This window comes from Mycobacterium sp. E796, assembly GCF_001672815.1.
GTDB lineage: Bacteria > Actinomycetota > Actinomycetes > Mycobacteriales > Mycobacteriaceae > Mycobacterium.
Window position 1 is genome coordinate 20,033 of sequence record NZ_LZKK01000257.1, and the last position, 23,035, is coordinate 43,067.

The window sequence follows — 23,035 nt, forward strand, 5'->3', positions numbered from 1 at the left end:
CGTTCCCGCAACTCCACGAGTCGACGCTGAGCGTTTAGCGCCTTCGCCACGGATGCTCGTCCAGCATCGTGTTAACCAACTCGATGACTTCGGCATCGGTGTCTTCGTCGAAGCGCGCCAGCTGTTCGGTTGCGGTCGAAATCCGTTGCAGCAGAGCACCATAGGCGTTGGCCGCGGCGCTCGCGTATCCGGCCGCGGCGTCCACCTGCCACTCCACGCTGTACTGCGCGGGCAGGTCGCGGAGTTCCTGCGACAAATCGGCGGCCTGCTCCTGCACCGTCTTCACGAGGCGGCGCACATCTTCGACGTCGACCGAACCCGCCGATCCGACATCGTCAGCCACGCCGGCTTCGAGGATGCAATACATCTGATGCACCGCAGCAAGCGCATCTTCAATACGGCCCGTGTGCGCCCGCACTCCCGGCGGCGGGATGGGAATCGTCAACAACTCGGGCGACGCGACCGGCGTCGCGGCGGCGAGGCGAGCGTCGGCTTCCGCTCGCGCACGTGCCACCTCGGCCTGCGCGGCCTCGCGCGCGGCCGCGATCTCACCCTCGGCCTGCTTGCGCACGGCCGCGATCTCACGCTCGGCGTGCTCGCGCGCCGCGGCCATCTCACCATCGGCCCGCTCGCGCACGGCCGCGACCTTGGCGGCGGCATCGGCGCGGACCTGTTCGGCCTCGGCCTGCGCGCGTGCGACGGCCTTCTTGGCACCCGCTCGCACCCGTTCGATCTCGGCTTTAGCGGCTCGCTGTCCGGCCTCCACATCTCCACTGATCTGGCCCCGCGCGGCGGCGACCTCGGCCGCAGCGTCGGCGCGGACCCGCTCCAGCTCGGCGCGCACCTGCTGCAGGGCTTCTTGTGCTATCGCCCGATCGGCCGCGCGCTCGCCGAACCTTTGCACGGCGCGCGCCTCCGCGGCCCTGACCTGTTGGTGAGCCGCGGCAACCTCGGCCGCCGTATCAGCGCGGACCCGCTCCAGCTCCGCACGCACCTCCTGCAAGGCTTGTTCGGCAGCGGCTCGTTCTGCCGTTCGCTCGGCGACTCGTTGCTCAGCGCGCGCCTCCGCCGCCCTGATCTTTTCCTGAGCCGCGGCAGCGGCGGTTATCGCGTCGGCGCGGACCCGTTCCAGCTCTGCGCGCAGCGTGTGCAAAGTTTGTTCCGCCACCATTCGTTGGGCTGCCAGCTCGGCGATCCCCTGTTCTGCGCGGGCCTCGGCGGCGCTGACCAGTTCCCTGGCTACGGCGGCATCGGCCGCTGCGTCAGCACGGGCCCGCCCGAGCTCGGCGCGCACACTTTCTAGGGCCTGGCGTGCCGCCGCTCGTTCGGCCGCCCACTCGGTGTCTTTACTTGCGGCCTGCGCCTCGACGGCGCGGGCGCGCTCGCGCGCTTCTTCGGCGGCGCGTGCAGATTGTTCAGCCTCCGCCTGCGCCATCGATGCGGCTGCGTTGGCGTCCTGCTTGTCCTGTTGGGCCTCGCGTGCCCGGCGCTCGGCTGCAAGCCGCAACTGGTCTGCCTCGACGACCTGCATCATCGGCGAGAGGCGCGTTCGCGCGGGGCCGAACCGGTTGCGGTGTTCGACAAGGTCTTGTTCGGTCATCGCGGCCATCACGGCCAACACCGCGGGTGGCTTTGTGCCCAGCCGCGCCGCAGCAGCGACCGCTTCTCCAGCGGCGCGCTTTGTCAACGACGCCCATTGGTCGCGGTCGAGGTCTTCGATGTGTTGCCGTGTGGTTGTCACTGGCGCCGACGCCTCCCTCCGGCGGCGATCCGCCGGCCCGATTCGGGCATTTCGTCGACCAGCGGTCGGGGTGCAGCTCGGAGGTCTGGCTTTGCGCCGACGGCGGTAGAGGGCACATCGCCAGGAGGTTCATCGAGCAGGCTGCCTTGCTGGGCCAACACCAGCGTGAACTGGCCGAGGTAGACCGACACGGCCCTGGCGAGCGTGTCGTCTCCGAGGTGCTCTGCGTCGCGCAGCAGCCCCCGCAAGATCTCCAACGCCAGCTCCGGCCCAAGCCCGAGGCCAAGGGTGGCGCCATTGCCACTCGCCGGCTCGATGCCCGCGGTTTCCACCACCCACACCAGCCGCTGCCAGCAGCGCGTCACCGCGGCGGCGTGCTGCTCATCATCGCGACGTTCCCGATTCTGGCGTTCCTGCTGCTCGAGCTCCATCCGGTGACGCCGCGACGCCCGCTGCATGGCGAGCAGCGCAAGAAGGGCCACGATCATGGCTGCCCCGAGCGCTGCAACGCCGCCGAACCCCGCTGACATAAAAAACTCGTTTTCCGGCGGTAGCGCCAGCATCCGCCCAGGCGACGCGAATCCTTCAGCCACGACCTGAAGGCGCCCATCGGAATTCAACATACGTGCAGTATGCCTCCTGGGCAGACTTCAGACCATTGGAATCTTTCGATGATATTCGTCGCACTGCGCCCACGCCAACGCCCGACAGGCGCTTTCGGTGGTGTCAGCTATCACAGTCCCCTCGGCCGGCCAGCGGTCGTGGTGAAATGCTCGGCGCACGCCGCTGCCAGTTCCAAAAGGCGCCGCCGGGTGGTCCGGTTGACCTCGTCCTTGACGTCGATCACCCCGCCCGGGCGCAGGTGCCCGTCGAAGGGGATCTCGATCACTTTCTGGCCCCGCCCGCCGAAGCGCTCGGCCAAAAGTGCGATGTCGCGCTTGGCGGCGTGCCCGTCCGAATCGTTGACCACCACCACCGTGCGCTGCAGCAAACCGTTGAAACCATGATTTGCCAGCCAATCCAGGGCCTGCGCCGCAGCGGAGGCACCGTCATACCACGGCGAAGACACCACGATCAGCGCATCAACACCGGCGAGCACCTCCTGGGTGACCGGCGAATCCAGGCTGGATCCGCAGTCGACGATCGACAAGGTGAAGTGCTTGTCGAGCTGCGTCGTCGCCTCGCGGTAGATCGCCGGGTCCAACACACGGCGGCCGGCAGTGGCCGCATCTCCGGCCAACACGAACAAGCCGGCCCTGTTGCTGCCCACGCGAGCGCGGATGTCGGCGAAGGAGAACAGGTGTCGGTCGGAGGCCAACTCCCAGTAGGAACTCGCCGTCGAGGGGTCGATCCGGCTGGCCAGCTTGCCGTACGAGGTGTCCGCGTCGATCGCCACCACGCGGTCGTCGTTGCGCAACTCCGCGAACACCGACCCGACGCTGGCGGCGATGGTGCTCTTGCCGACCCCGCCCTTGCCCAGCACACCGATCTTGTACGTGCCGCGCAACAGGGTCCGGATCTTGGCTTCCAGTTCGGCCTGATAACGCTCGTCGGGCGACCAGCCCAAATTGATCAGCTTGAAGCTGGCGACGTAAACGGCTTTGCGCCAGCCGCGGCCGGGCGGGATGCGCCGGGTCGGCACGAGGTCGCTGCGGCGGATGCTGTCGACATAATTCACGGGCGGCGGCGGCGGACGCTGGGCCTGAGCCCAGCCAGGGCCACCCGCCGGCGGTGCCGCCGCCTGCTGCTGCGGTTGCGGCCACGCCGGGCCTGAGGGGTCAGCGGGGACATCCGGCCGCGGCGGCGAGGCGGCGCCCGATGCGGGCGGTTGCTGGGCTGCGGCCCATCCGTCGGGGCGCGGCCCCCCGTACTGGTCGGCCTCGAGCCTGCCCGGAGCAGGCCCGAATTCGCGGCCCCGTCCACGTGTCCCGCCTGGCGTCCTTGAGCGGTCGAACAGCGTGGCGGTCTCGTCAAGCGGCCCGCCGTGGCGGAACGCGGGCTGGTCCGGCCACTGATAGGGGGCGTCGTTTGGCGTCTCCGGCGCGCGAGCCGCGTTGTCGGGCTTATCGTCCTGCGGGCGCGACGGCACCGGCCCGGACCCGTTTGCTAGCGCCTCGGGCGGGCCGGCGGGAACCGCGGGCGAACTCGCATGATCGTCGGAGTCTGCGCCTCTATGTTCGGTCATATGCCCTCCTAATCAGCGCAAAGACCGGCGTCCGCGTTGCATTTTATGCCCGGCGGCCGCAGTCGGGCCTGCTAGGCGTCTCCCCGCGACCGCCACCACGACAGCAACTCGGCGGTCGCCTCCTCGGTTGTCAGCGGTCCGCGTTCCAGGCGCAGCTCCTTGAGATACCGCCACGCCTCGCCAACTTGCGGGCCGGCCGGGATCCCGAGCAACTCCATGATCGCGTTGCCGTCCAGATCGGGGCGCACCCGCGCCAAGTCCTCCTGGGCCGCCAGCTCGGCGATCCGCTCCTCCAACCGGTCGTAGCTGGCCTGCAGGCGGGCGGCCCGGCGCTTGTTGCGGGTCGTGCAATCGGCGCGAACCAGCTTGTGCAGCCGCGGCAGCAGCGGCCCCGCGTCGGTGACGTAGCGGCGAACCGCCGAGTCGGTCCACTTGCCCTCGCCGTAGCCGTGGAACCGCAGATGCAGAAACACCAGCTGCGAGACGTCGTCGACCATCTGTTTGGAATACTTCAACGCCCGCAACCGCTTTCGGGCCATCTTGGCGCCCACCACCTCGTGGTGGTGAAAGCTCACCCCGCCGTTTTCCTCGTGCCGCCGCGTCGCCGGCTTGCCGATGTCATGCAACAGCGCGGCCCAGCGCAACACCAGATCCGGCCCCTCGTCCTCCAGCGCGATCGCCTGGCGCAGCACCGTCAGCGAATGCTGGTAGACGTCCTTGTGCTGGTGGTGCTCGTCGATGGCCATCCGCATGCCGCCCACCTCGGGCAGCACCACCTCACCCATCCCGGTCTCGACCAGCAGGTCGATGCCGGCCACCGGGTCGTCGCCGAGCAGCATCTTGTCCAGCTCGGCGGCCACCCGCTCGGCACTGATCCGCGCCAGCTGCGGCGCCATCTCGTCAATCGCCTCCCGCACCCGCGGCGCGACGGTGAACCCGAGTTGCGAGACGAACCGCGCGGCGCGCAGCATCCGCAGCGGGTCGTCGCCGAAGGACACCGAGGGCGCGGCCGGGGTATCCAGCACGCGCTGGCGCAGCGCCGCCAAACCGCCTAGGGGATCAAGGAATTCACCCGGGCCGGTCGGCAGCACCCGCACGGCCATCGCGTTCACCGTGAAATCGCGGCGCACCAGATCGTCCTCGAGGCGATCGCCGAAGCGCACCTCGGGTTTGCGTGACACCTGGTCGTAGGCGTCGGCGCGGAACGTGGTGATCTCGAGGCGATAGTCGCCCTTGCCGACACCGACGGTGCCGAACTGGATCCCCGTCTCCCATACCGCGTCGGCCCAGCGCCGGACCAATTCCTGGACCTGCTCGGGGCGGGCGTCGGTGGTGAAGTCCAAGTCGGGACTGAGCCTGCCCAGCAACGCGTCTCGCACCGAGCCGCCGACGAGGTACAGCTCGTGACCGCCGGCGTCGAAGAGCGCGCCAAGCTCACCCAGCACCGAGGTGTGCTTGTTCAGGGCGACCGCGGCAGCGGTCAGTAGGTTGGCATCCCGGGCGGCGTCAGGCACGTTCGATCAGCGTAGTCGGGTGACGCGGCCAACACTGACCCCGCGCCCGCGCCGCCGGACGGCGACTAGCGGCGAGTATCTCGGGAAGACCGGCCCGTGCCAGCTACTATCGCTTGGGTGTCGGACGCCGAACAAGCCAAACCACGTCGACGCCGGGGGCGGCGTCGGCGTCGTAGCGCGGCTGGCGCGGCCGAAACCCCCAAGGATCCCCAGACGAACGGCGACTCGTCGCCCTCCAAATCCCGGCGGTCCCGGCCCTCCCGCGGCGTTCCCGATCGACTCAAGACCGTCCACGAAACCTCCGCCGGCGGTCTCGTCATCGACGGAATCGACGGGCCGCGCGACGAGCAGGTCGCGGCGCTGATCGGCCGCGTCGATCGGCGCGGACGGATGCTGTGGTCGCTGCCCAAAGGACATATAGAGATGGGCGAGACCGCGGAACAGACCGCCATCCGCGAAGTCGCCGAGGAAACGGGTATTCGCGGCAGCGTGCTCGCCGCGCTGGGACGCATCGACTACTGGTTCGTCACCGACGGCCGCCGGGTGCACAAGACCGTGCACCACTATTTGATGCGCTTCTCCGGCGGCGAGCTCTCCGACGAGGACCTTGAAGTCGCCGAGGTGGCGTGGGTGCCGATCGGCGAGCTGCCATCCCGGTTGGCCTACGCCGACGAGCGCCGCCTGGCCCAGGTCGCCGACGAGCTGATCGACAAGCTGCAGAGCGACGGCCCGTCCGCGCTTCCGCCGCTGCCGCCGAGCTCACCGCGTCGACGCCCGCAAACGCATTCACGGACCCGGCATTCCGACAAGCCCGTGGCGGGCCGGAAGAACGGTCACGGGCCAGGGCCGTGACGGCTCTCCGACTCTGCTGGGCCGGCTTCGTGCGCCTCGCCGCCGTGGTTAGCATCGTGGCCGGTTTTGCGGTGCTCGCCGGGCCCACCCCGCGCGCGGACGCGGGCGAACCCGGGGAGACGCCGTTCGTCCGGGTCCGGATCGACCAGGTGACCCCGGACGTGGTCACCACGACAAGCCCACCCGTCGTCACCGTCAGCGGCATGGTGACCAACATCGGTGACCGCCCGGTCCGCGACGTCATGGTCCGGCTGGAGCACGCGCCGGCGGTCAACGACTCCGCGTCGCTGCGCACCTCGCTGGACGGCAGCACCGACCAGTACCAGCCGGCCGCCGACTTCCTCACGGTGGCCCCCGAACTGCAGCGCGGCCAGGAAGTGAGCTTCACCCTGTCGGCCCCACTGCGCGCGTTGACCAAGCCGTCTTTGGCGATGGAGAAGCCCGGCATCTACCCCGTCCTGGTCAACGTCAACGGGACACCCGACTACGGCGCCCCGGCCCGCCTCGACAACGCCCGGTTCCTGCTGCCCGTCGTCGGCGTGCCGCCCGATCACGCCGACGACGTCAATTCCGCCGTCGCGCCCGACACCTCCAAACCCGTATGGATCACTATGCTGTGGCCGCTCGCCGATCGGCCGCGGCTGTCCCCCGGCGTGCCCGGTGGCACGATTCCGGTCCGGTTGGTCGACGACGACTTGGCCACCTCTTTGGCGACCGGCGGGCGACTGGACATCCTGCTCGCCGCCGCGGAGGTCGCCACCAGCCACGACGTGGACCCGGACGGCGCCGTTAGCCATGCGCTGTGCCTGGCGGTCGACCCGGACCTGCTGGTCACCGTCAACGCGATGACGGCGGGCTATGTGGTCTCCAATTCGCCCGACGGGCCCGCCCAGCTGCCGGGCACCCCAACGCATCCGGGCACCGGCCAGGCCGCCGCGACCGAGTGGCTGAACCGGCTGCGCGCCCTGTCCCACCGCACCTGCGTGGCGCCGCTGCCCTACGCCCAGGCCGACCTCGACGCCCTGCAACGCGTCAACGACCCCGGGCTGAGCGATGCCGCCACCAACAGCGTCGGCGGAATCGTCGACCGCATCCTCGACGTGCCCTCCACCCGCGGGGCCACGCTGCTGCCCGACGGCCCGTTGACCGGCCGAACCGTCAGCCTGCTCAGCGCCAACGACAGCACGGTCGCGATTGCCGCCGGCGAGTTGTCCGCCCAGGACTCGACAACCGACAACCCGGCCGGCGTCGACACCGCGCCCCGGCGGTTGTCCCCCCAGGTGGTGGTCGCGCCGTTTGACCCGGCCGTCGGCGCCGCGCTCGCCGGCGCGGGGAACAACCCGATCGCCCCCACCTACCTCGACTCCTCGCTGACCGTCCGCCTTTCGCACGACTCCAACACGGCCCGGCGCCAGGACGCGTTGGGCTCGATCTTCTGGCACGCGCTGCAGCGCGATGCGGCGCCGCGCACCCAGCTGCTGGTGCCGCCGGCGACGTGGAACCTGCAGGCCGACGACGCGCAGGTGATCCTGACCGCGCTCGCCACCAGCATCCGGTCCGGCCTGGCGGTGCCGCGGCCGCTGCCCGCCGTCGTCGCCGAGGCCGCGGCCCGCACCGAGCAGCCCGAGCAGGCCGCCGACGACGGCTCCGCGCGTGGCCGATTCACCGACGACGTCACCGCCAGCATCGCCGCCCAAGTCGGCCGGCTGTGGGGCCTGACCTCCGCGCTGAGCACCGACGAACGCACCGGCCTGACCGGCATCCAGTACACCGCGCCCCTGCGCGAGGACATGCTGCGCGCGTTGAGCCAATCCGAACCGCCCGACACCCGCAACGGGCTCGCCCAGCAGCGCCTGGCGGTGGTCGGCAAGACCATCGACGACTTGTTCGGTGCGGTCACGATCGTGAACCCGGGCGGCTCCTACACCTTGGCCACCGAGCACAGCCCGCTGCCGCTGGCGCTGCACAACGGCCTCGCGGTCCCCATCCGGGTGCGGCTGCAGGTCGACGCCCCGCCGGGCATGACGGTGACCGACGTCGGCCAGATCGAGCTACCGCCGGGCTACCTGCCGCTCCGGGTGCCGATCGAGGTGAACTTCACCCAGCGCGTCGCGGTCGATGTGACGCTGCGAACCCCCGACGGCATGCGGCTGGGGGAGCCGGTTCGGTTGTCGGTGCATTCCAACGCGTACGGCAAGGTGCTGTTCGCGATCACGCTCAGCGCGGCGGCGGTGCTGGTCCTGCTGGCCGGTCGCCGGCTGTGGCACCGGTTCCGCGGCCAGCCCGACCGCGCCGACCTGGACCGCCCCGACCCGCCGCATCCCAGATCCGCCGACCTGCACGACGAGATCGACGATCGGGTCGAGCACAAACCGCGAGTATGAGCCCCGCCTCCCGGCGGACACATCAACGGCCGCCACCACAGCGCCTGCCGGCGGGGCCACGTCACGCCCGCCCGGGCCCACCGACCGGTCCCCTGCCGCCGGTGCCCGAGCTCGCCCGGCGCCGACCCGAGCTGTCCGACGCCGCGCTGGTCTCGCGGTCGTGGGCGATGGCGTTCGCGACGCTGATCAGCCGCCTCACCGGCTTCGCCCGGATAGTCCTGCTGGCCGCGATCCTGGGTGCGGCGCTGTCCAGCGCCTTCTCGGTGGCCAACCAGCTGCCGAACCAGATAGCCGCGCTGGTACTCGAGGCGACGTTCACCGCGATCTTCGTGCCGGTGCTTGCCCGCGCTGAGCAAGGCGACCCCGACGGCGGCGCGGCGTTCGTGCGGCGCCTGGTCACACTGACGACGGCGATGCTGCTGGTCGTCACCGCGCTGTCGGTGGTGGCCGCGCCCCTGCTGGCGCGCCTGATGCTGGGCCGCTCCCCGCAGGTCAACGAGCCACTGACCACCGCCTTCGCCTACCTGCTGCTGCCGCAGGTGCTCGCCTACGGGCTGACCTCGGTGTTTATGGCGATCCTGAACACCCGCAACGTGTTCGGGCCGACGGCGTGGGCACCCGTCGTCAACAACGTGGTCGCGCTGGTCACCCTCGGCGTGTACCTGGCGGTACCTGGTGAGCTGTCCGTCGACCCCGTTCGGATGGGCAACGCCAAGCTGCTGGTGCTCGGCATCGGCACCACGCTGGGCGTGTTCGCGCAGACGGCCGTCCTGCTGATCGCCCTGCGTCGCCAGCACGTGAGCCTGCGCCCGCTGTGGGGAATCGACAAGCGCCTCAAGACCTTTGGCACGATGGCCGCCGCGATGGGGCTCTACGTGCTGATCAGTCAACTAGGGCTGGTAGTCGCCAACCAGATCGCGAGCACCGCGGCCGCCTCGGGCCCGGTGATCTACAACTACACCTGGCTGGTCCTCATGCTGCCCTACGGGATGATCGGCGTGACCGTGCTGACCGTGGTGATGCCGCGGTTGAGTCGCAACGCCGCCGCAGATGACACCGAGGCGGTGCTGGCCGACCTGTCGCTGGCGACCCGCCTGACGCTCGTCACGCTGATCCCGATCGTGGCGTTCATGACCGTGGGCGGCCCGGCGATCGGCAGCGCGCTGTTCGCCTACGGGCATTTCGGGGAGGTCGACGCCGGCTACCTGGGCGCCGCGATCGCGTTGTCGGCGTTCACGCTGATCCCCTACGGCCTGGTGCTGCTGCAGCTGCGCGTCTTCTATGCGCGCGAGCAACCGTGGACGCCGATCGTGCTCATCCTCGTCATCACCGCCGTCAAGATCGTCGGCTCGGTGCTGGCGCCCCATCTGACCCATGACCCCAAGCTGGTGGCCGGCTTCCTCGGCCTGGCCAACGGCATCGGCTTCCTGGCCGGCGCGATCGTCGGCTACTACCTGCTGCGACGGGCGCTGCTGCCCAAGGGCGGCCACCTGATCGACGTCGGGGCGGTGCGGACAATCCTCGTGACGATCGTCGCGTCGATGCTGGCCGGCCTCGTCGCGCATGTGGCCGATCGACTGCTCGGGCTCGCCCGGCTGACGGCCCACGGCGGCGCGGGCTCGCTGCTGCGGCTTTTGATCCTCGCGATGATCATGTTGCCGATCATGGCCGCGGTGATGGTCCGTGCGCGGGTGCCCGAAGCGCAGGCGGCGATTGACGCGCTCAGGCGCCGCTTTTCGGGCCGCGGCCCGCGCATCGCGGTAGCTTCACGCAAATCGGCCGGGCAACAGGGATCGTCTCGGCCGGGCCACGTCACGTACCCTGAGCAGAGGAATTCGTCCCCGCCGGGGGGAAGTGCGGTCCAGGAGCCGATCCGGCGCAGGCCTCCGGAGCGGGTAGCCAGCGCCCGAGTAGCGAAAGGACCGGAGGTGACCGACCGCCCATTGGAGAGCGCATCTAGCGCTGGATCCGATTTGGGGTCAGGCGCCGAGAATCCGCGCCCTGTCGCCGACGACTTCCAGCCCGACATTCCGCCCGGGCCGGCCCATGAACGGCCGGCGCCGCGCCCCACCGACCGTCTAAACGGCGACCTGTCGGTCGACACCGCCGGTGGAGCCGGGGACGACGTCCACCTCGTCCCGGGGGCACGCATCGCCGGGGGCCGGTATCGGCTGCTGGTCTTCCACGGCGGCGCCCCCCCGCTGCAGTTCTGGCAGGCGCTGGATACCAAGCTGGACCGGCAGGTGGCGCTGACCTTCGTCGATCCGGACGGAGCCCTGCCCCGCGAGGTGCTGCAGGACATCTTGTCCCGAACCCTGCGGCTGAGCCGGATCGACAAGCCCGGTATCGCCCGTGTGCTCGACGTGGTCCACACCGGCTCCGGCGGCCTGGTCGTCTCGGAGTGGATCCGCGGCGGATCGCTGCAGGAGGTGGCCGACACCGCACCGTCGCCCATCGGCGCCGTTCGCGCGATGCAATCGCTGGCCGCCGCGGCGGACGCCGCACACCGCGCCGGGGTCGCGCTGTCGATCGACCACCCCAGTCGGGTGCGCGTCAGCATCGAGGGCGACGTGGTGCTGGCCTACCCCGCGACCATGCCCGACGGCAACCCGCAACAGGACATCCGCGGAATCGGCGCCGCCCTGTATGCGCTACTGGTCAATCGGTGGCCGCTGCCGGAGTCCGGGGTGCGCAGCGGGCTGGCGCCGGCCGAGCGTGATTCCACGGGCAATCCCGTCGAACCCATGGTGATCGACCGCGAGATCCCGTTCCAGGTATCCGCGGTCGCGGTGCGGGCGGTTCAAGAGGATGGCGGAATCCGAAGCGCCTCAACCCTTTTGAACTTGCTCCAGCAGGCGACGGCGGTGGCCGATCGCACCGAGGTGCTCGGCCCGATCGATGATTCTCCCGCGCTGCCTCCCACCACCCGGTTGTCCACCGGCCGTGAGTACGCGACCTTCGCGCGCCGGCGCCGCAACGTGTTGATCGGCGTCGGGGCCGCCGTCGCCGTCATCGTGGTGGCCTTGCTGGTGCTGGCGTCGGTGGTGAGCAAGATCTTCGGCAACGTCGGCGGCGGCCTGAACAAAGACGAGCTCGGGCTCAACGGCCCGTCGTCGTCCGCGGCGTCGTCGTCTGCTCCCAATTCCGCGGCCGCCGGCAGCGTCGTCAAACCCACCAAGGCGACGGTCTACTCCCCCGACGGAGACGCCGACAACCCCGGCCAGGCCGGGCAGGCGATCGACGGTGACCCCTCGACCGCCTGGTCCACCGAGGTCTACACGGACGCCGTCCCGTTCCCCTCCTTCAAGCAGGGCGAAGGGCTGATGCTGCAGCTGCCCAACCCCACCGTGATCGGTCAGGTCACCATCGACACACCGAGCAGCGGCACCAAGGTCGAGATTCGCTCGGCCTCGACTGCGTCGCCGTCCAAGCTCGAAGACACCACCGTGCTGGCTCCAGCGTTCGCGCTCAAGCCCGGTCACAATGTGATCCCCGTCCGGGGCGGTTCGGCGACGTCGAACGTGCTGGTGTGGATCTCCACGCTGGGAACCACCAACGGCAAGAGCCAGGCTAGCTTCTCGGAAGTCACGGTCCAGGCAGCCTCCTGACGGAGATCGCGGGCGCCCACAGCCCCCACATTGGTGAAGTGCCGCGCGACCACTGATTGGTTAGTGTCCGGCCGTGGGTCTCGGGGGGAACAGCGAGTGCGAACGCAGCGACGCCGAACTGCTCGCGGCCCACGTCGCCGGCGACCGCTACGCGTTCGCCGAGTTGTTCCATCGTCACCACCGCCAGCTGCACCGGCTGGCCCGGCTGACCACCCGCACCCGCGAGGACGCGGAGGACGCGCTGCAGGACGCCATGCTCTCGGCACATCGCGGGGCGGGATCGTTCCGGCACGACGCGGCCGTCGGCAGCTGGCTGCACCGCATCGTGGTCAACGCGTGCCTGGACCGGCTGCGCCGCACCAAGGCCCACCCGACGGCGCCGCTCGAGGACGTGCACCCGGTTGCCGATCGCACCGCGCAGGTCGAGACGGCGATCGTGGTGCAACGGGCCCTGATGCGCCTTCCCGTCGAGCAGCGGGCGGCGGTGGTGGCCGTCGACATGCAGGGCTATTCCGTCGCCGACACCGCCGCACTGCTGGGCGTCGCCGAGGGCACCGTCAAGAGCCGGTGTTCGCGCGCCCGGGTCCGCCTCGCCCAGCTGCTTGGTTACCTTGACACCGGTCCCGACGCGGGCCCACCGATGGCCGTCAGGCAGCGCATGACGGACACTGGGGCGGATGGGTGAACCCGACGACGAAACCGCCGAGCCGCCCCTGACCGTCGAGCTGCTGGCCGACCTTCAGGCCGGCCTGCTCGACGACGACGCCGCGGCCCGCGTGCGTAAACGCGTCCGCGAAGACCCGGAAGCGCAGGACATGCTGCACGCGCTGAACCGGGTGCGCTGCGACGTCGCGACGTTGGGGGCCGATCCGGCGTCCGCGCCGGAGGTGCCCCTGGAAGTCACCGCGCGCATCTCGGCGGCGTTGCGGTCGGCCGATCAAACCGGTGTCGCACACGCGGCCCGGCCCCATCTGGGGCCCGCGAGGGTGGTCGCCGGCCTGCTCGGCGTGAGCGCCGTGCTGGCGGCCGTCGGCGTGGGCACGGTGGCGCTGATCAGCGCCCCGGAGCCCGTCCCGAGCACCCCGGCCACCGCCGAGCACATCACGGTGTCCACGCCGCCGCCGACGATTCCGCTGTCACAGCCCGAGATCCTCGGACTGCTGCACCGCAGCCCGGACTACGGCCCGCTCGCCGACCCCGGGCTGCGCGCGTCCTGCCTCAGCGGCCTGGGCTACCCGGCGTCCACGCAGGTGCTGGGCGCGCGACCGGTCGACATCAACGCCCGCCCCGGCGTGCTGCTGGTATTGCCCGGCGACACGCCCGAAAATCTGGCGGTCTTCGCGGTGGCGCCGAATTGCAGCGCCGCCGATACCGGGTTGCTGGCTAACACGCAGGTCCCGCGGGCCTAGCGGCGCGGCGCAGCCGGGCGCAGCGGGTCGCCGCCACGACACCTAGTGTGGTGCCCGACACCCGGGAACACCTACGCCTACGCTGGCGTTCGTATGCGTAGCTTCCGCACCTGAAAGGCCCGAATGACTGCCGATAACACCGCTCACGACACGATTCACGACGTCATCGTCATCGGCTCCGGCCCCGCCGGCTACACCGCGGCCCTCTACGCCGCCCGCGCGCAGCTCGCCCCCCTCGTATTCGAGGGCACGTCTTTCGGCGGCGCGTTGATGACGACGACCGAGGTGGAGAACTACCCGGGCTTTCGCGACGGGATCACCGGCCCGGAGTTGATGGACCAGATGCGCGAGCAGGCGCTGCGGTTCGGCGCGGACCTGCGGATGGAAGACGTCGAATCGGTATCCCTGGACAGGCCGGTCAAGTCCGTCGTCACCGCCGACGGGGAAACCCACCGCGCACGAGCCGTCATCTTGGCCATGGGCGCGGCCGCTCGCTACCTGCAGGTGCCCGGCGAGCAGGAGCTGCTGGGGCGCGGCGTGAGTTCATGTGCCACCTGCGACGGGTTCTTCTTCCGCGACCAGGACATCGCCGTCATCGGTGGCGGCGACTCGGCGATGGAGGAGGCCATCTTCCTGACCCGCTTCGCCAGCAGCGTGACGCTGGTACACCGGCGCGACGAGTTCAGGGCATCCAAGATCATGCTCGACCGCGCCCGCAACAACGACAAGATCAAGTTCATCACCAACGCCGCTGTGCTCGCCGTCGAGGGCGACACCACGGTGACCGGATTGCGGTTGCGCGACAACGTAACTGGCGAAGAATCCACCCTCGCGGTGACCGGCGTTTTCGTGGCAATCGGTCACGAGCCGCGCTCGGGGCTGGTGCGCGATCTCGTCGACGTCGATCCCGACGGCTACGTACTCGTGCAGGGCCGCACCACCAGCACCTCGCTGGAGGGCGTGTTCGCGGCCGGCGACCTGGTGGACCGCACCTACCGGCAGGCGATCACCGCCGCGGGCAGCGGCTGCGCGGCGGCCATCGACGCCGAGCGTTGGCTGGCCGAACAGGAAGACGAGTCTGCAACCGGAAACACTGAGGGTACCGACACATTGATTGGAGCACCGCGATGACCGACGCCGAAAAGACTGGCGCCACAATAGAAGTCTCCGACGCGTCTTTCTCCTCGGAGGTGCTGTCGAGCAATAAGCCTGTGCTGGTTGACTTTTGGGCCACGTGGTGCGGCCCGTGCAAGATGGTCGCCCCGGTCCTGGAGGAAATCGCGACCGAGCGCGCCGAGCAGATCACCATCGCCAAGCTCGACGTGGACGCCAACCCCGAAACGGCCCGGGATTTTCAGGTGGTTTCGATTCCCACCATGATCCTGTTCAAGGACGGTCAGCCGGTGAAGCGGATCGTCGGGGCCAAGGGCAAGGCGGCGTTGCTGCGCGAGCTTTCCGACGCGGTTCCCAACCTCGCCTGACGCCAACCAGTTCGTCACACCACGCCCCGGCGCTTAGCCTGGGGTTTTCCGAAAATTGAGAAGCATCTGCGACAATAGCGCTTAGCCGTTGCCCGTATTCAGCCTGTCAATTTGTCCCGGAGGGCCTTTGGTATGTCGAGTCAGCGCCGTGAATACGGCGACGCGCTGCGCTGTGGTGACTGCAGCGCAGCCGTGACCGAAATCCGGGCGACGCTGGCCGCGCTAGGGCTGCTGGACAATCCCGACGAAGACATGACTACGGGGCGACACGTGGCCCTGGAAGTCTTCGATGCCCACCTTGATCAGGCGGTGCGTGCCTTCCAGCAGAACCGCGGATTGCTGGTGGACGGCATCGTCGGCGAAGCGACCTACCGTGCGCTGAAGGAGGCCTCGTACCGGCTGGGAGCGCGCACGCTGTATCACCAGTTCGGCGCACCGCTTTACGGCGACGACGTCGCGACCCTACAGGCGCGGCTACAAGACCTCGGTTTCTACACCGGCCTGGTGGACGGGCACTTCGGCCTGCAGACCCACAACGCTTTGATGTCGTACCAGCGCGAATACGGGCTCGCCGCCGACGGCATCTGCGGCCCGGAAACCTTGCGCTCGTTGTACTTTCTCAGTTCCCGCGTCAGCGGCGGGTCCCCGCATGCCATTCGCGAGGAAGAGCTGGTCCGCCGCTCCGGGCCCAAACTGTCGGGCAAGCGCATCATCATCGATCCGGGCCGCGGCGGCGCGGACCACGGCGCCATCATGCAGGGCCCGGCCGGCCCGATCAGCGAAGCAGATGTGCTGTGGGACTTGGCAAGTCGGCTCGAGGGCCGGATGACCGCCATCGGCATGGAGACGTTCCTGTCACGGCCGACCAATCGCAGCCCGTCGGATGCCGAACGCGCGGCTACCGCCAACAACGTCGGCGCCGACCTCATGATCAGCCTGCGCTGCGAATCCCAGACCAGCCCGTCGGCCAACGGCGTGGCCTCCTTTCACTTCGGCAACTCGCATGGTTCCGTCTCCACGATCGGACGCAACCTTGCCGACTTCATTCAGCGAGAAGTGGTGGCCCGCACCGGTTTACGGGATTGCCGCACGCATGGCCGGACGTGGGATCTGCTGCGGCTCACCCGGATGCCCACCGTCCAGGTCGACGTCGGCTACATCACCAACCCGCGCGACCGCGCGATGCTGATCTCCACGCAGACCCGCGACGCCATCGCCGAGGGCATCCTGGCCGCGGTCAAGCGGCTCTACCTGCTCGGCAAGAACGACCGTCCCACCGGCACCTTCACCTTCGCCGAGCTGCTGGCTCACGAACTGTCGGTGGAACGGGCCTCCCGGCTGGGCGGTTCCTAGCCGCTCTCGTTGGCCCGCAGCGTATTTCCGGCGGCGGAAGAACCAGCACCCACCGGTTCTTCCAGTTGGGCCAGCAGGCGCTCCAGCGCCGCCTCGACCTCGGCCTTCCAGCCGAGTCCCTTGTCCAATTCCAGCCGCAGCCGCGGGAAGTACCTGTGCGGCGCCACCACAACGAATCCCACGTCCTTCAAGAATTCGGCGTCGATCATGCAGTGGTCGACCGAGCAGTCGCCGAGCGCCTCCAGCACCGGCCGGACATCGGGGTCCACCAACCGCGGATCCTGTAGCTCGGACGCCTCCGATGTGCGACCGAAAGCTTCCAAAGCCCGGACGCCGCGCCGGACAAGCTCGTCGACGACCCGGGCGATGAGCCCATGCGGCAGATCGTCGGCGGCTTGGCCCGGCTCGATGTTCATCGACGTCAGCAACACCGCATCGGCGGACACCGGGGCGGTGGGAAACCGTTGCGCCCGCGGCACCGCGCGTGGCGGGGCGTAGAGGACATACCCCAGGCACGGCGGCTCGGAGTGGCTGCGTTCGTCGTCGGGAATCGCGGTCGCGACCAGTCCGCACGAACCCCACTCCAACATCACCATCGACAGCCACGCCTCTTTTTCGAATTCGGGGTCGGCGAGGTGGTCCTGGTTACCGAGGGTCGCCGGGTCGACCTCCCAGAACACGCAGCGGCGCGCATGCTTGGGAAGCTGCTCGAAAGCCTCGAGCCGAAGCGGCGTGATTCGAGCGGACACTAGCCTCCTGGCTTCCGTGCGGTACTGCGGCCAACCAATTCCCGGCCATCAGCAACCCCTCCAGGATAGGAGAGTTCGACCTCATCGGACCAGTGTTTGCCCCGCCACTTCAGCCGGCCCCGCAGAACGGACCGGACAGCCGGTAGGCGGCCCCGGACACCGCGAAACATCTTGGGGCACATCGAAACTCCGCTCAGCTAGGGCACACGAGGCCGGCGATTTCGGGCGCAGGAGAGGCCCAGTGTCACAGTGACGTAATTACACGGTATGGACGGTCAGGCCGTGGGCGGGGTCATCACGTCGACGATCCGCTGGAGGTCCTCCACCGACCCGAACTCGACGACAATCCGTCCCTTGCGTTTGCCCAGACTGACCGTGACCCGGGTGTCGAACGTGTTGGACAGTCGGTCAGCAACGTCTTGAAGGCCGGGCATCTGGATCGGCTTGCGACGCGGTGCCGCCGGCGCGGCCCCGTCGCCCCGGTTGGCCAGGGTGACCGCTTCCTCGGTAGCGCGCACCGACAGGCCTTCGGCGACGATCCGGCTAGCCAGCTCCTCCTGCGCCTCCGGGCCGGCCTCCAGGGCCAGCAGCGCACGCGCGTGGCCCGCGGACAGGACCCCCGCGGCGACCCGGCGCTGCACCGCGATCGGCAGCTTCAGCAACCGGATCATGTTCGTGATCAGCGGCCGCGACCGGCCGATGCGCGACGCCAGTTCGTCGTGCGTGACGTCGAACTCGTCGAGCAGCTGCTGGTAGGCCGCCGCCTCCTCCAGGGGGTTCAGCTGCACCCGGTGAATGTTCTCGAGCAGGGCGTCGCGCAGCAGGTTGTCGTCGCCGGTCTCGCGCACGATCGCCGGGATGGTGGCCAGGCCCGCCTCCTGCGCGGCGCGCCAACGCCGCTCCCCCATCACGATCTGGTACCGCGCGCCGCTCGGCGCCCCGGTCACCGCGCGGACCACGATCGGCTGCAGGAGCCCGAACTCGCGAATGGAGTGCACCAGCTCCGAGAGCGCCTCTTCGTCGAAGACCTGCCGGGGCTGCCGCGGGTTGCGCTCGATGTCGCCGGGCGCGATCTCGCGGTAGACCGCGCCCACCGAGGCTGCGTCCTGCGCCGGCCCGCCGATCAACACATCGGCCGCCGCGTCGCCCATCCGGGGACCCAGCGTCGCCGGACCCGAGTCGCCCTCCGCCGGGCCGGTGGGGATCAGCGAAGCCAGGCCCCGGCCGAGGCCACCCTTCTTGCGTAACGGCTGCGTCATGGTCGTCCCTTCACGGATGGTGGTCAGTCGCGCTCGGCGAGTTCGCGGCTCGCGTCGAGGTAGCTCATCGCCCCGCGCGAACCGGGGTCGTAGTCGATGATCGTCATGCTGTAGCCGGGCGCCTCGGAAACCTTGACGCTGCGCGGAATCACGGTGCGCAACACCTTGTTCCCGAAGAACCGGCGGACCTCGTCGGCCACCTGGTCGGCCAGCTTGGTCCGCCCGTCGTACATCGTGAGGATCACGGTGGTCACCTCGAGCCGGGGGTTGAGGTGGGCCTTGACCATCTCAATGTTGCGCATCAGCTGGGACACGCCCTCCAGCGCGTAGTACTCGCACTGGATCGGAATCATCACCTCGGGCGCGGCCACGAGCGCGTTGATCGTCAGCAGTCCGAGCGAGGGCGGGCAGTCGATGAACACGTAGTCGAAGTCGAACTCGTCGAGCTCGACCAGCGCGGTGCGGAGCCGGTTCTCGCGCGCCACCATGCTCACCAACTCGATCTCGGCGCCGGCCAGGTCGATCGTCGCCGGCACGCAGAACAGCCGGGGGCTGTGCGGGCTGGGCCGCAACGCGTCGCGCAACGACACCTCGCCCAGGAGGACCTCGTACGAGGAGGGGGTCCCGGCTTGCCGATCGTGGATGCCCAGCGCGGTGCTCGCGTTGCCTTGGGGATCGAGGTCGATGACGAGGGTCTTGAGCCCCTGCACGGCCAGCGCGGCGGCGAGGTTGACGGCGGTGGTCGTCTTGCCCACACCGCCCTTCTGGTTGGCGACGGTGAACACCCGTCGGTGGGTCGGGCGGCGCAGTGGCGCGTAGGTCGTGTGGAGGACCCGCATCGCGCGCTCGGCCGCGGCGCCTATCGGGGTGTCGTAGTCGGCCGATGTTTCACGTGAAACATCGCCGGGCGCGGCGGCGGGCGCCGAGGGTTGCGCCTGCGCGACGGGCGGTGACGGCGGGGACTCGCCGGACCAATCGTGTGGAGAACTCACCGCGCCTCCCTGCCTGCCGAACGGGCCGGCTTCTGGCGCGCCGGCTTTCCGCGTCGCGCTAAAACCACGGTTACGGGCGGACACAAGTAGTTCACGCCACATGCCACCACCCTGACATCAACGGCTCCCGAACCGGCCATCACACGCCGGTGCGCTTCCACTTCCTCGGGAGCACGCTCCCCTTTGATCGCGACCATCCGCCCGTCCTGCCGTAGCAACGGCATGCTCCACTTCGCCAACTTGTCCAGAGCCGCCACGGCGCGTGACACGGCGACGTCCCGGGAGCCGAACTGATCCCGCACCCACGGGTCCTCCGCACGGCCGCGCACCACCTCGACCGCCAACCCTAGTTCGGCTACGGCCTCGGTGAGAAACTCGCTGCGGCGCAGCATCGGCTCGAGGAGCACGACCTCGAGGTCGGGCCGCGCGATCGCCAGCGGGATCCCCGGCAACCCGGCCCCGCTGCCGATGTCGATCACCCGCTCACCCGGACCGAGAAGCTCCCCCACGGCCGCACTATTTAGTAGGTGGCGATCCCAGAGCCGGCCGACCTCCCGGGGGCCGAGGAGCCCGCGCTCCACGCCGGCTCCGGCGAGCAGATCGGCGTAGCGCTGCGCCACGTCCAGCCGGTCGCCGAACACTGCGATCGCGGCATCGCTCAGGGATCCGGGACCTTCGGCGCCCGCGCCGTCGCGGGCATGTTTCACGTGAAACGTCTCGTTGTCGTGTTTCACGTGAAACATCCTCGATCCTCTGTTGCCCGGTAGGACCCGCGAATTACACGGCTGTGACTCAGTGGGTCAGTCGAGCAGGACGACGACGCGGCGCGACGGCTCCTGCCCTTCGCTCTCGCTGTGCACCCCCGGCACCGCCGCCACCGCGTCGTGGACGATCTTGCGCTCGAACGGCGTCATCGGGGAAAGCTCCTCGCGTTCGCCCGTGTTAAGCACGCGCCGCGCCACCTTGTCGCCCAGCGCCGCCAATTCCTCGCGGCGCCGACGCCGCCAGCTCGCGATGTCGAGCATCAAGCGGCTGCGCACCCCCGTCTTCTGATGCACAGCCAGCCGGGTGAGTTCTTGGAGGGCGTCGAGCACTTCACCGCCGCGGCCGACCAACTTGTTCAAGTCGTCGCTGCCGTCGATGCTGACGACCGCGCGGTCGCCCTCGACGTCCAGGTCGATGTCGCCGTCGAAGTCCAACAGGTCCAACAGCTCTTCGAGATAGTCGCCGGCGATCTCCCCCTCGGCGACCAATCGCTCCTCCTGGTCGTCGACTTGGTCATCGCCCCGGTCCGCCGCCGTCTCATCGTCGGACTCCTCGTGCGCATCGAGGTCCGTGTCCACGTCGCGCTCGGTGGTGTCGGCGTCTGTCATGTTGTTCCCTCTCCCTCATCACGGGTCCCTCTCCGGTCGGGTCGCTCGCCCGCGGGACCCCCTAAAAGCCGTGGCGCCTCGTCAGCGCTTTCGTTTCCTCGGTCGCGCCCCGGGTCGCGGGGTGCGGTTGGTCGGGCCGGTGGTGCGCCCCGCGGCGTTCGGCTTGTCCGGTTGCGCTGTTGCCGTTTTCGCCCCGGCGGCGCCGTTATCCGATCGATCCGAATCCGTGTCTGAACCGTCGCTTCCGTCGTCGTCCTCCGTCGACGAACCGTTACCGCTCGCCGACGTCGCCTTCGGATTGCGCTTGGGCTTGGCGCCCGGCGCCGGCGCGTTTGCGGCTCGCCGCTGAACGGCCTCCTGTCGCTTAGCCTCTTCCTCTTTCTCGATCATTCCGAACACGTAATGCTGCTGTCCGAACGTCCAGATGTTGTTGGAGAACCAGTACAGGATGATCGCCAGCGGAAGAAACGGTCCCCCGACGACGACGCCGAGCGGGAACACGTACAGCGCAAGCTTGTTCATCATCGCGGTCTGTGGGTTGGCCGCCGCCTCCGCGCTCTGCCGCGCCACCGACGCTCGGCTGTTGAAGTAGGTCGCGACGCCAGCCAGGATCATCACCGGCGCACCGACGGCGATCACCGCGGGCCGGCTGAAGTGAGTGAAGGCGTCCAACCCGGCGTGCTGGGTCATGAACGCACCGATCGGGGCGCCGAACAGGTTCGCGTCGAGAAAGTGCCCGACGTCGGCCGGGGTGAAGACGTAGTTGCCGGTCGCCCGGTTCTGGGCCACCGACATGTGCGGCTGGCCGAAGCCGCCGGTCGTCCGGTTGAAGGACCGCAGCACGTGGTACAGGCCGAGGAACACCGGGATCTGAGCGAGCATCGGCAGACAGCCCAGAATCGGATTGAAGCCGTGCTCGCGTTGCAGCTTCTGCATCTCGAGCGCCATGCGCTGGCGGTCCTTGCCGTACTTCTTCTGCAGCGCCTTGATCTGCGGCTGCAGCTCCTGCATCTGCCGGGTGGTGCGGATCTGGCGCACGAAGGGCTTGTACAGGATCGCGCGCAGGCTGAATACCAGGAACATCACCGACAGGGCCCAGGCGAAAAAGTTCGACGGTCCAAGCGCGGCCGCGAACAACTTGTACCAGGCCCACATGATCCACGACACCGGGTAGTAGAAGATGTCAAGGCTGAAAAAATCAAACGACAAAAGACTCACTCTCCCGTTGCTGCGGCGCGGGGCGCCCCGCTTGTCTGGGGCCGGCGCCTTCGAAGCTCGCCCGGCATCCGTGTCGATCCGGTATCGGATCCCATCCTCCCGGATGCCACGGTCCACATCTGGCCAGCCTGGCCACGGACAACCAACTCCCCCGAATCACGCCGTACTCGGTGAGGGCATCGACGGCGTACTGGCTACAGGTCGGTACGAAGCGGCACGTCGCCGGGCGCAGCGGTGACACCATGTGCCGGTAGAGCTGGATCACGAAAATCAGCCCGCGCGCGGTAGCCCTGCCGGCCCCGCCGATCACGGCTCGCATCGCCGCCGCGCGCGTCACCGATCGGTTCCCGCCGACTCGAACGCGCGTCGCAGGCAGCGCCGCAGCTGTTGCTCCAATCGCGCCGACGACGCCAAGCGACTGCTGGGCAGCGCGCGGATCACCACCTGATCCGATTGGTGGAGGTCGCCCAACATCGTCCGGACGACATGGCGCAGCCGACGCGCGACACGATGGCGCTCGACGGCCGAGCCCACCCGTTTGCCAACGATCAACCCCACACGCGGACCGGCACCGTCCTCGACAGCCCGCCTCACATGCACGACGACATCGGGCTGCGCCGAGCGCATCCCGTACTTCACCGCGGCGTCAAACTCCGTTGACCGCCTCATGCGGTTGCGTGCGGAAAGCACCGCCAAAAACCTGGCGATGCGATCAGGCAGTCAGCGCGCGGCGGCCTTTGCGCCGCCGGCCGGAGACGATCGCCCGCCCGGCGCGGGTGCGCATCCGCAACCGGAAGCCGTGCACGCGGGCTCGGCGCCGGTTGTTCGGCTGGAAGGTCCGCTTGCCCTTGGCCACGGCATTCTCCTCGTAATTCGAACCTTCCGGCCGCTCGCGCCATTCATCCGCGGGTCGATCG

Annotated in this window: 21 protein-coding genes; 8 read left to right on the plus strand and 13 right to left on the minus strand. The window is 69.3% G+C overall.

Features of this window, described 5'->3' with window-relative positions; translation table 11 throughout:
• Positions 1-34: 34 nt before the first annotated feature.
• The 4 genes from A5706_RS19445 to A5706_RS19460 form a co-directional block, all read right to left on the minus strand.
• Positions 35-1,600, minus strand: a complete 1,566-nt coding sequence (locus A5706_RS19445; protein WP_156767236.1) for a hypothetical protein — start codon at positions 1,598-1,600, stop codon at positions 35-37.
• A 137-nt stretch (positions 1,601-1,737) separates the two neighbouring features.
• Positions 1,738-2,364 carry a hypothetical protein gene (locus tag A5706_RS19450; protein WP_231985358.1) on the minus strand — a complete coding sequence of 209 codons (627 nt, stop codon included), beginning with the start codon at positions 2,362-2,364 and terminating at the stop codon, positions 1,738-1,740.
• 110 nt (positions 2,365-2,474) lie between these two features.
• A complete protein-coding gene (locus A5706_RS19455) occupies positions 2,475-3,926 on the minus strand; it encodes a MinD/ParA family protein (protein WP_082964499.1) in 1,452 nt (483 codons plus the stop codon).
• A gap of 71 nt (positions 3,927-3,997) precedes the next feature.
• Complete coding sequence (locus tag A5706_RS19460) at positions 3,998-5,440, minus strand: CCA tRNA nucleotidyltransferase (protein ID WP_068133902.1); 1,443 nt, start codon at positions 5,438-5,440, stop codon at positions 3,998-4,000.
• A gap of 117 nt (positions 5,441-5,557) precedes the next feature.
• Here A5706_RS19460 and A5706_RS19465 point away from each other — a divergent pair, with 117 nt between their 5' ends.
• From A5706_RS19465 to A5706_RS19500, 8 genes are all read left to right on the plus strand, one after another.
• Positions 5,558-6,292, plus strand: a complete 735-nt coding sequence (locus A5706_RS19465; RefSeq protein ID WP_068133905.1) for an NUDIX hydrolase — start codon at positions 5,558-5,560, stop codon at positions 6,290-6,292.
• A 29-nt stretch (positions 6,293-6,321) separates the two neighbouring features.
• On the plus strand, positions 6,322-8,676 hold the full coding sequence (locus tag A5706_RS19470; RefSeq protein ID WP_369831912.1) for a hypothetical protein: 2,355 nt from the start codon (positions 6,322-6,324) through the stop codon (positions 8,674-8,676).
• The gene (locus tag A5706_RS19475) at positions 8,673-12,284 is read left to right on the plus strand and encodes a murein biosynthesis integral membrane protein MurJ (RefSeq protein WP_068133912.1); all 3,612 of its coding nucleotides are present in this window, start codon (positions 8,673-8,675) and stop codon (positions 12,282-12,284) included. Before A5706_RS19470 ends, A5706_RS19475 begins: the two co-directional genes overlap by 4 nt.
• A 73-nt stretch (positions 12,285-12,357) precedes the next feature.
• Complete coding sequence (gene sigM, locus A5706_RS19480) at positions 12,358-12,969, plus strand: RNA polymerase sigma factor SigM (protein ID WP_068133916.1); 612 nt, start codon at positions 12,358-12,360, stop codon at positions 12,967-12,969.
• Entirely contained in the window at positions 12,962-13,693 is a 732-nt protein-coding gene (locus A5706_RS19485; protein WP_068133918.1) for a hypothetical protein, read from the plus strand. Before sigM ends, A5706_RS19485 begins: the two co-directional genes overlap by 8 nt.
• Positions 13,694-13,816: 123 nt before the next feature.
• The gene (trxB, locus tag A5706_RS19490) at positions 13,817-14,824 is read left to right on the plus strand and encodes a thioredoxin-disulfide reductase (protein WP_068133921.1); all 1,008 of its coding nucleotides are present in this window, start codon (positions 13,817-13,819) and stop codon (positions 14,822-14,824) included.
• Positions 14,821-15,174, plus strand: a complete 354-nt coding sequence (trxA, locus tag A5706_RS19495) for a thioredoxin (RefSeq protein WP_068133923.1) — start codon at positions 14,821-14,823, stop codon at positions 15,172-15,174. The genes trxB and trxA overlap by 4 nt, the downstream gene beginning before the upstream one ends.
• A 132-nt stretch (positions 15,175-15,306) precedes the next feature.
• Positions 15,307-16,527: an N-acetylmuramoyl-L-alanine amidase gene (locus A5706_RS19500; protein ID WP_068133926.1), complete on the plus strand. Its 1,221-nt coding sequence runs from the start codon at positions 15,307-15,309 to the stop codon at positions 16,525-16,527.
• On the opposite strand, the gene A5706_RS19505 is transcribed toward A5706_RS19500, so the two are convergent.
• The 9 genes from A5706_RS19505 to rpmH all read right to left on the minus strand — a co-directional run bounded on the left by A5706_RS19505 (position 16,524) and on the right by rpmH (position 22,974).
• Entirely contained in the window at positions 16,524-17,276 is a 753-nt protein-coding gene (locus A5706_RS19505) for an acetyltransferase (RefSeq protein WP_068133929.1), read from the minus strand. The two genes, A5706_RS19500 and A5706_RS19505, sit on opposite strands and share 4 nt — an antisense overlap.
• 275 nt (positions 17,277-17,551) lie before the next feature.
• Complete coding sequence (locus tag A5706_RS19510) at positions 17,552-18,535, minus strand: ParB/RepB/Spo0J family partition protein (RefSeq protein ID WP_068133931.1); 984 nt, start codon at positions 18,533-18,535, stop codon at positions 17,552-17,554.
• Positions 18,536-18,558: 23 nt separating this feature from the next.
• Positions 18,559-19,629 carry a ParA family protein gene (locus tag A5706_RS19515; protein ID WP_231985359.1) on the minus strand — a complete coding sequence of 357 codons (1,071 nt, stop codon included), beginning with the start codon at positions 19,627-19,629 and terminating at the stop codon, positions 18,559-18,561.
• On the minus strand, positions 19,524-20,270 hold the full coding sequence (rsmG, locus tag A5706_RS19520; RefSeq protein ID WP_068133933.1) for a 16S rRNA (guanine(527)-N(7))-methyltransferase RsmG: 747 nt from the start codon (positions 20,268-20,270) through the stop codon (positions 19,524-19,526). Before rsmG ends, A5706_RS19515 begins: the two co-directional genes overlap by 106 nt.
• Before the next feature lie 57 nt (positions 20,271-20,327).
• Complete coding sequence (locus A5706_RS19525; RefSeq protein WP_068133936.1) at positions 20,328-20,900, minus strand: R3H domain-containing nucleic acid-binding protein; 573 nt, start codon at positions 20,898-20,900, stop codon at positions 20,328-20,330.
• Between the two features lie 81 nt (positions 20,901-20,981).
• The gene (yidC, locus tag A5706_RS19530; protein ID WP_156767237.1) at positions 20,982-22,118 is read right to left on the minus strand and encodes a membrane protein insertase YidC; all 1,137 of its coding nucleotides are present in this window, start codon (positions 22,116-22,118) and stop codon (positions 20,982-20,984) included.
• Entirely contained in the window at positions 22,099-22,437 is a 339-nt protein-coding gene (gene yidD, locus A5706_RS32445; RefSeq protein ID WP_082964501.1) for a membrane protein insertion efficiency factor YidD, read from the minus strand. The genes yidC and yidD overlap by 20 nt, the downstream gene beginning before the upstream one ends.
• Before the next feature lie 14 nt (positions 22,438-22,451).
• The gene (gene rnpA, locus A5706_RS19535) at positions 22,452-22,808 is read right to left on the minus strand and encodes a ribonuclease P protein component (RefSeq protein ID WP_068134017.1); all 357 of its coding nucleotides are present in this window, start codon (positions 22,806-22,808) and stop codon (positions 22,452-22,454) included.
• 22 nt (positions 22,809-22,830) lie between these two features.
• Positions 22,831-22,974, minus strand: coding sequence for a 50S ribosomal protein L34 (gene rpmH, locus A5706_RS19540; protein ID WP_068111553.1), 144 nt, complete (start codon positions 22,972-22,974; stop codon positions 22,831-22,833).
• Between the last annotated feature and the right edge of the window lie 61 nt (positions 22,975-23,035).

Excerpts from the sequence above, each read along its gene's own strand:
- A5706_RS19510 (WP_068133931.1), bottom strand. The coding sequence starts at position 18,535 with ATGACGCAGCCGTTACGCAAGAAGGGTGGCCTCGGCCGGGGCCTGGCT.
- A5706_RS19445 (WP_156767236.1), bottom strand. The coding sequence starts at position 1,600 with ATGACCGAACAAGACCTTGTCGAACACCGCAACCGGTTCGGCCCCGCG.
- trxA (WP_068133923.1), top strand. The coding sequence starts at position 14,821 with ATGACCGACGCCGAAAAGACTGGCGCCACAATAGAAGTCTCCGACGCG.
- A5706_RS19475 (WP_068133912.1), top strand. The coding sequence starts at position 8,673 with ATGAGCCCCGCCTCCCGGCGGACACATCAACGGCCGCCACCACAGCGC.
- A5706_RS19455 (WP_082964499.1), bottom strand. The coding sequence starts at position 3,926 with ATGACCGAACATAGAGGCGCAGACTCCGACGATCATGCGAGTTCGCCC.
- A5706_RS19450 (WP_231985358.1), bottom strand. The coding sequence starts at position 2,364 with ATGTTGAATTCCGATGGGCGCCTTCAGGTCGTGGCTGAAGGATTCGCG.
- A5706_RS19500 (WP_068133926.1), top strand. The coding sequence starts at position 15,307 with ATGTCGAGTCAGCGCCGTGAATACGGCGACGCGCTGCGCTGTGGTGAC.
- trxB (WP_068133921.1), top strand. The coding sequence starts at position 13,817 with ATGACTGCCGATAACACCGCTCACGACACGATTCACGACGTCATCGTC.
- A5706_RS19525 (WP_068133936.1), bottom strand. The coding sequence starts at position 20,900 with ATGACAGACGCCGACACCACCGAGCGCGACGTGGACACGGACCTCGAT.
- A5706_RS19515 (WP_231985359.1), bottom strand. The coding sequence starts at position 19,629 with ATGTGGCGTGAACTACTTGTGTCCGCCCGTAACCGTGGTTTTAGCGCG.
- rsmG (WP_068133933.1), bottom strand. The coding sequence starts at position 20,270 with ATGTTTCACGTGAAACACGACAACGAGACGTTTCACGTGAAACATGCC.
- yidD (WP_082964501.1), bottom strand. The coding sequence starts at position 22,437 with ATGCGAGCCGTGATCGGCGGGGCCGGCAGGGCTACCGCGCGCGGGCTG.
- A5706_RS19485 (WP_068133918.1), top strand. The coding sequence starts at position 12,962 with ATGGGTGAACCCGACGACGAAACCGCCGAGCCGCCCCTGACCGTCGAG.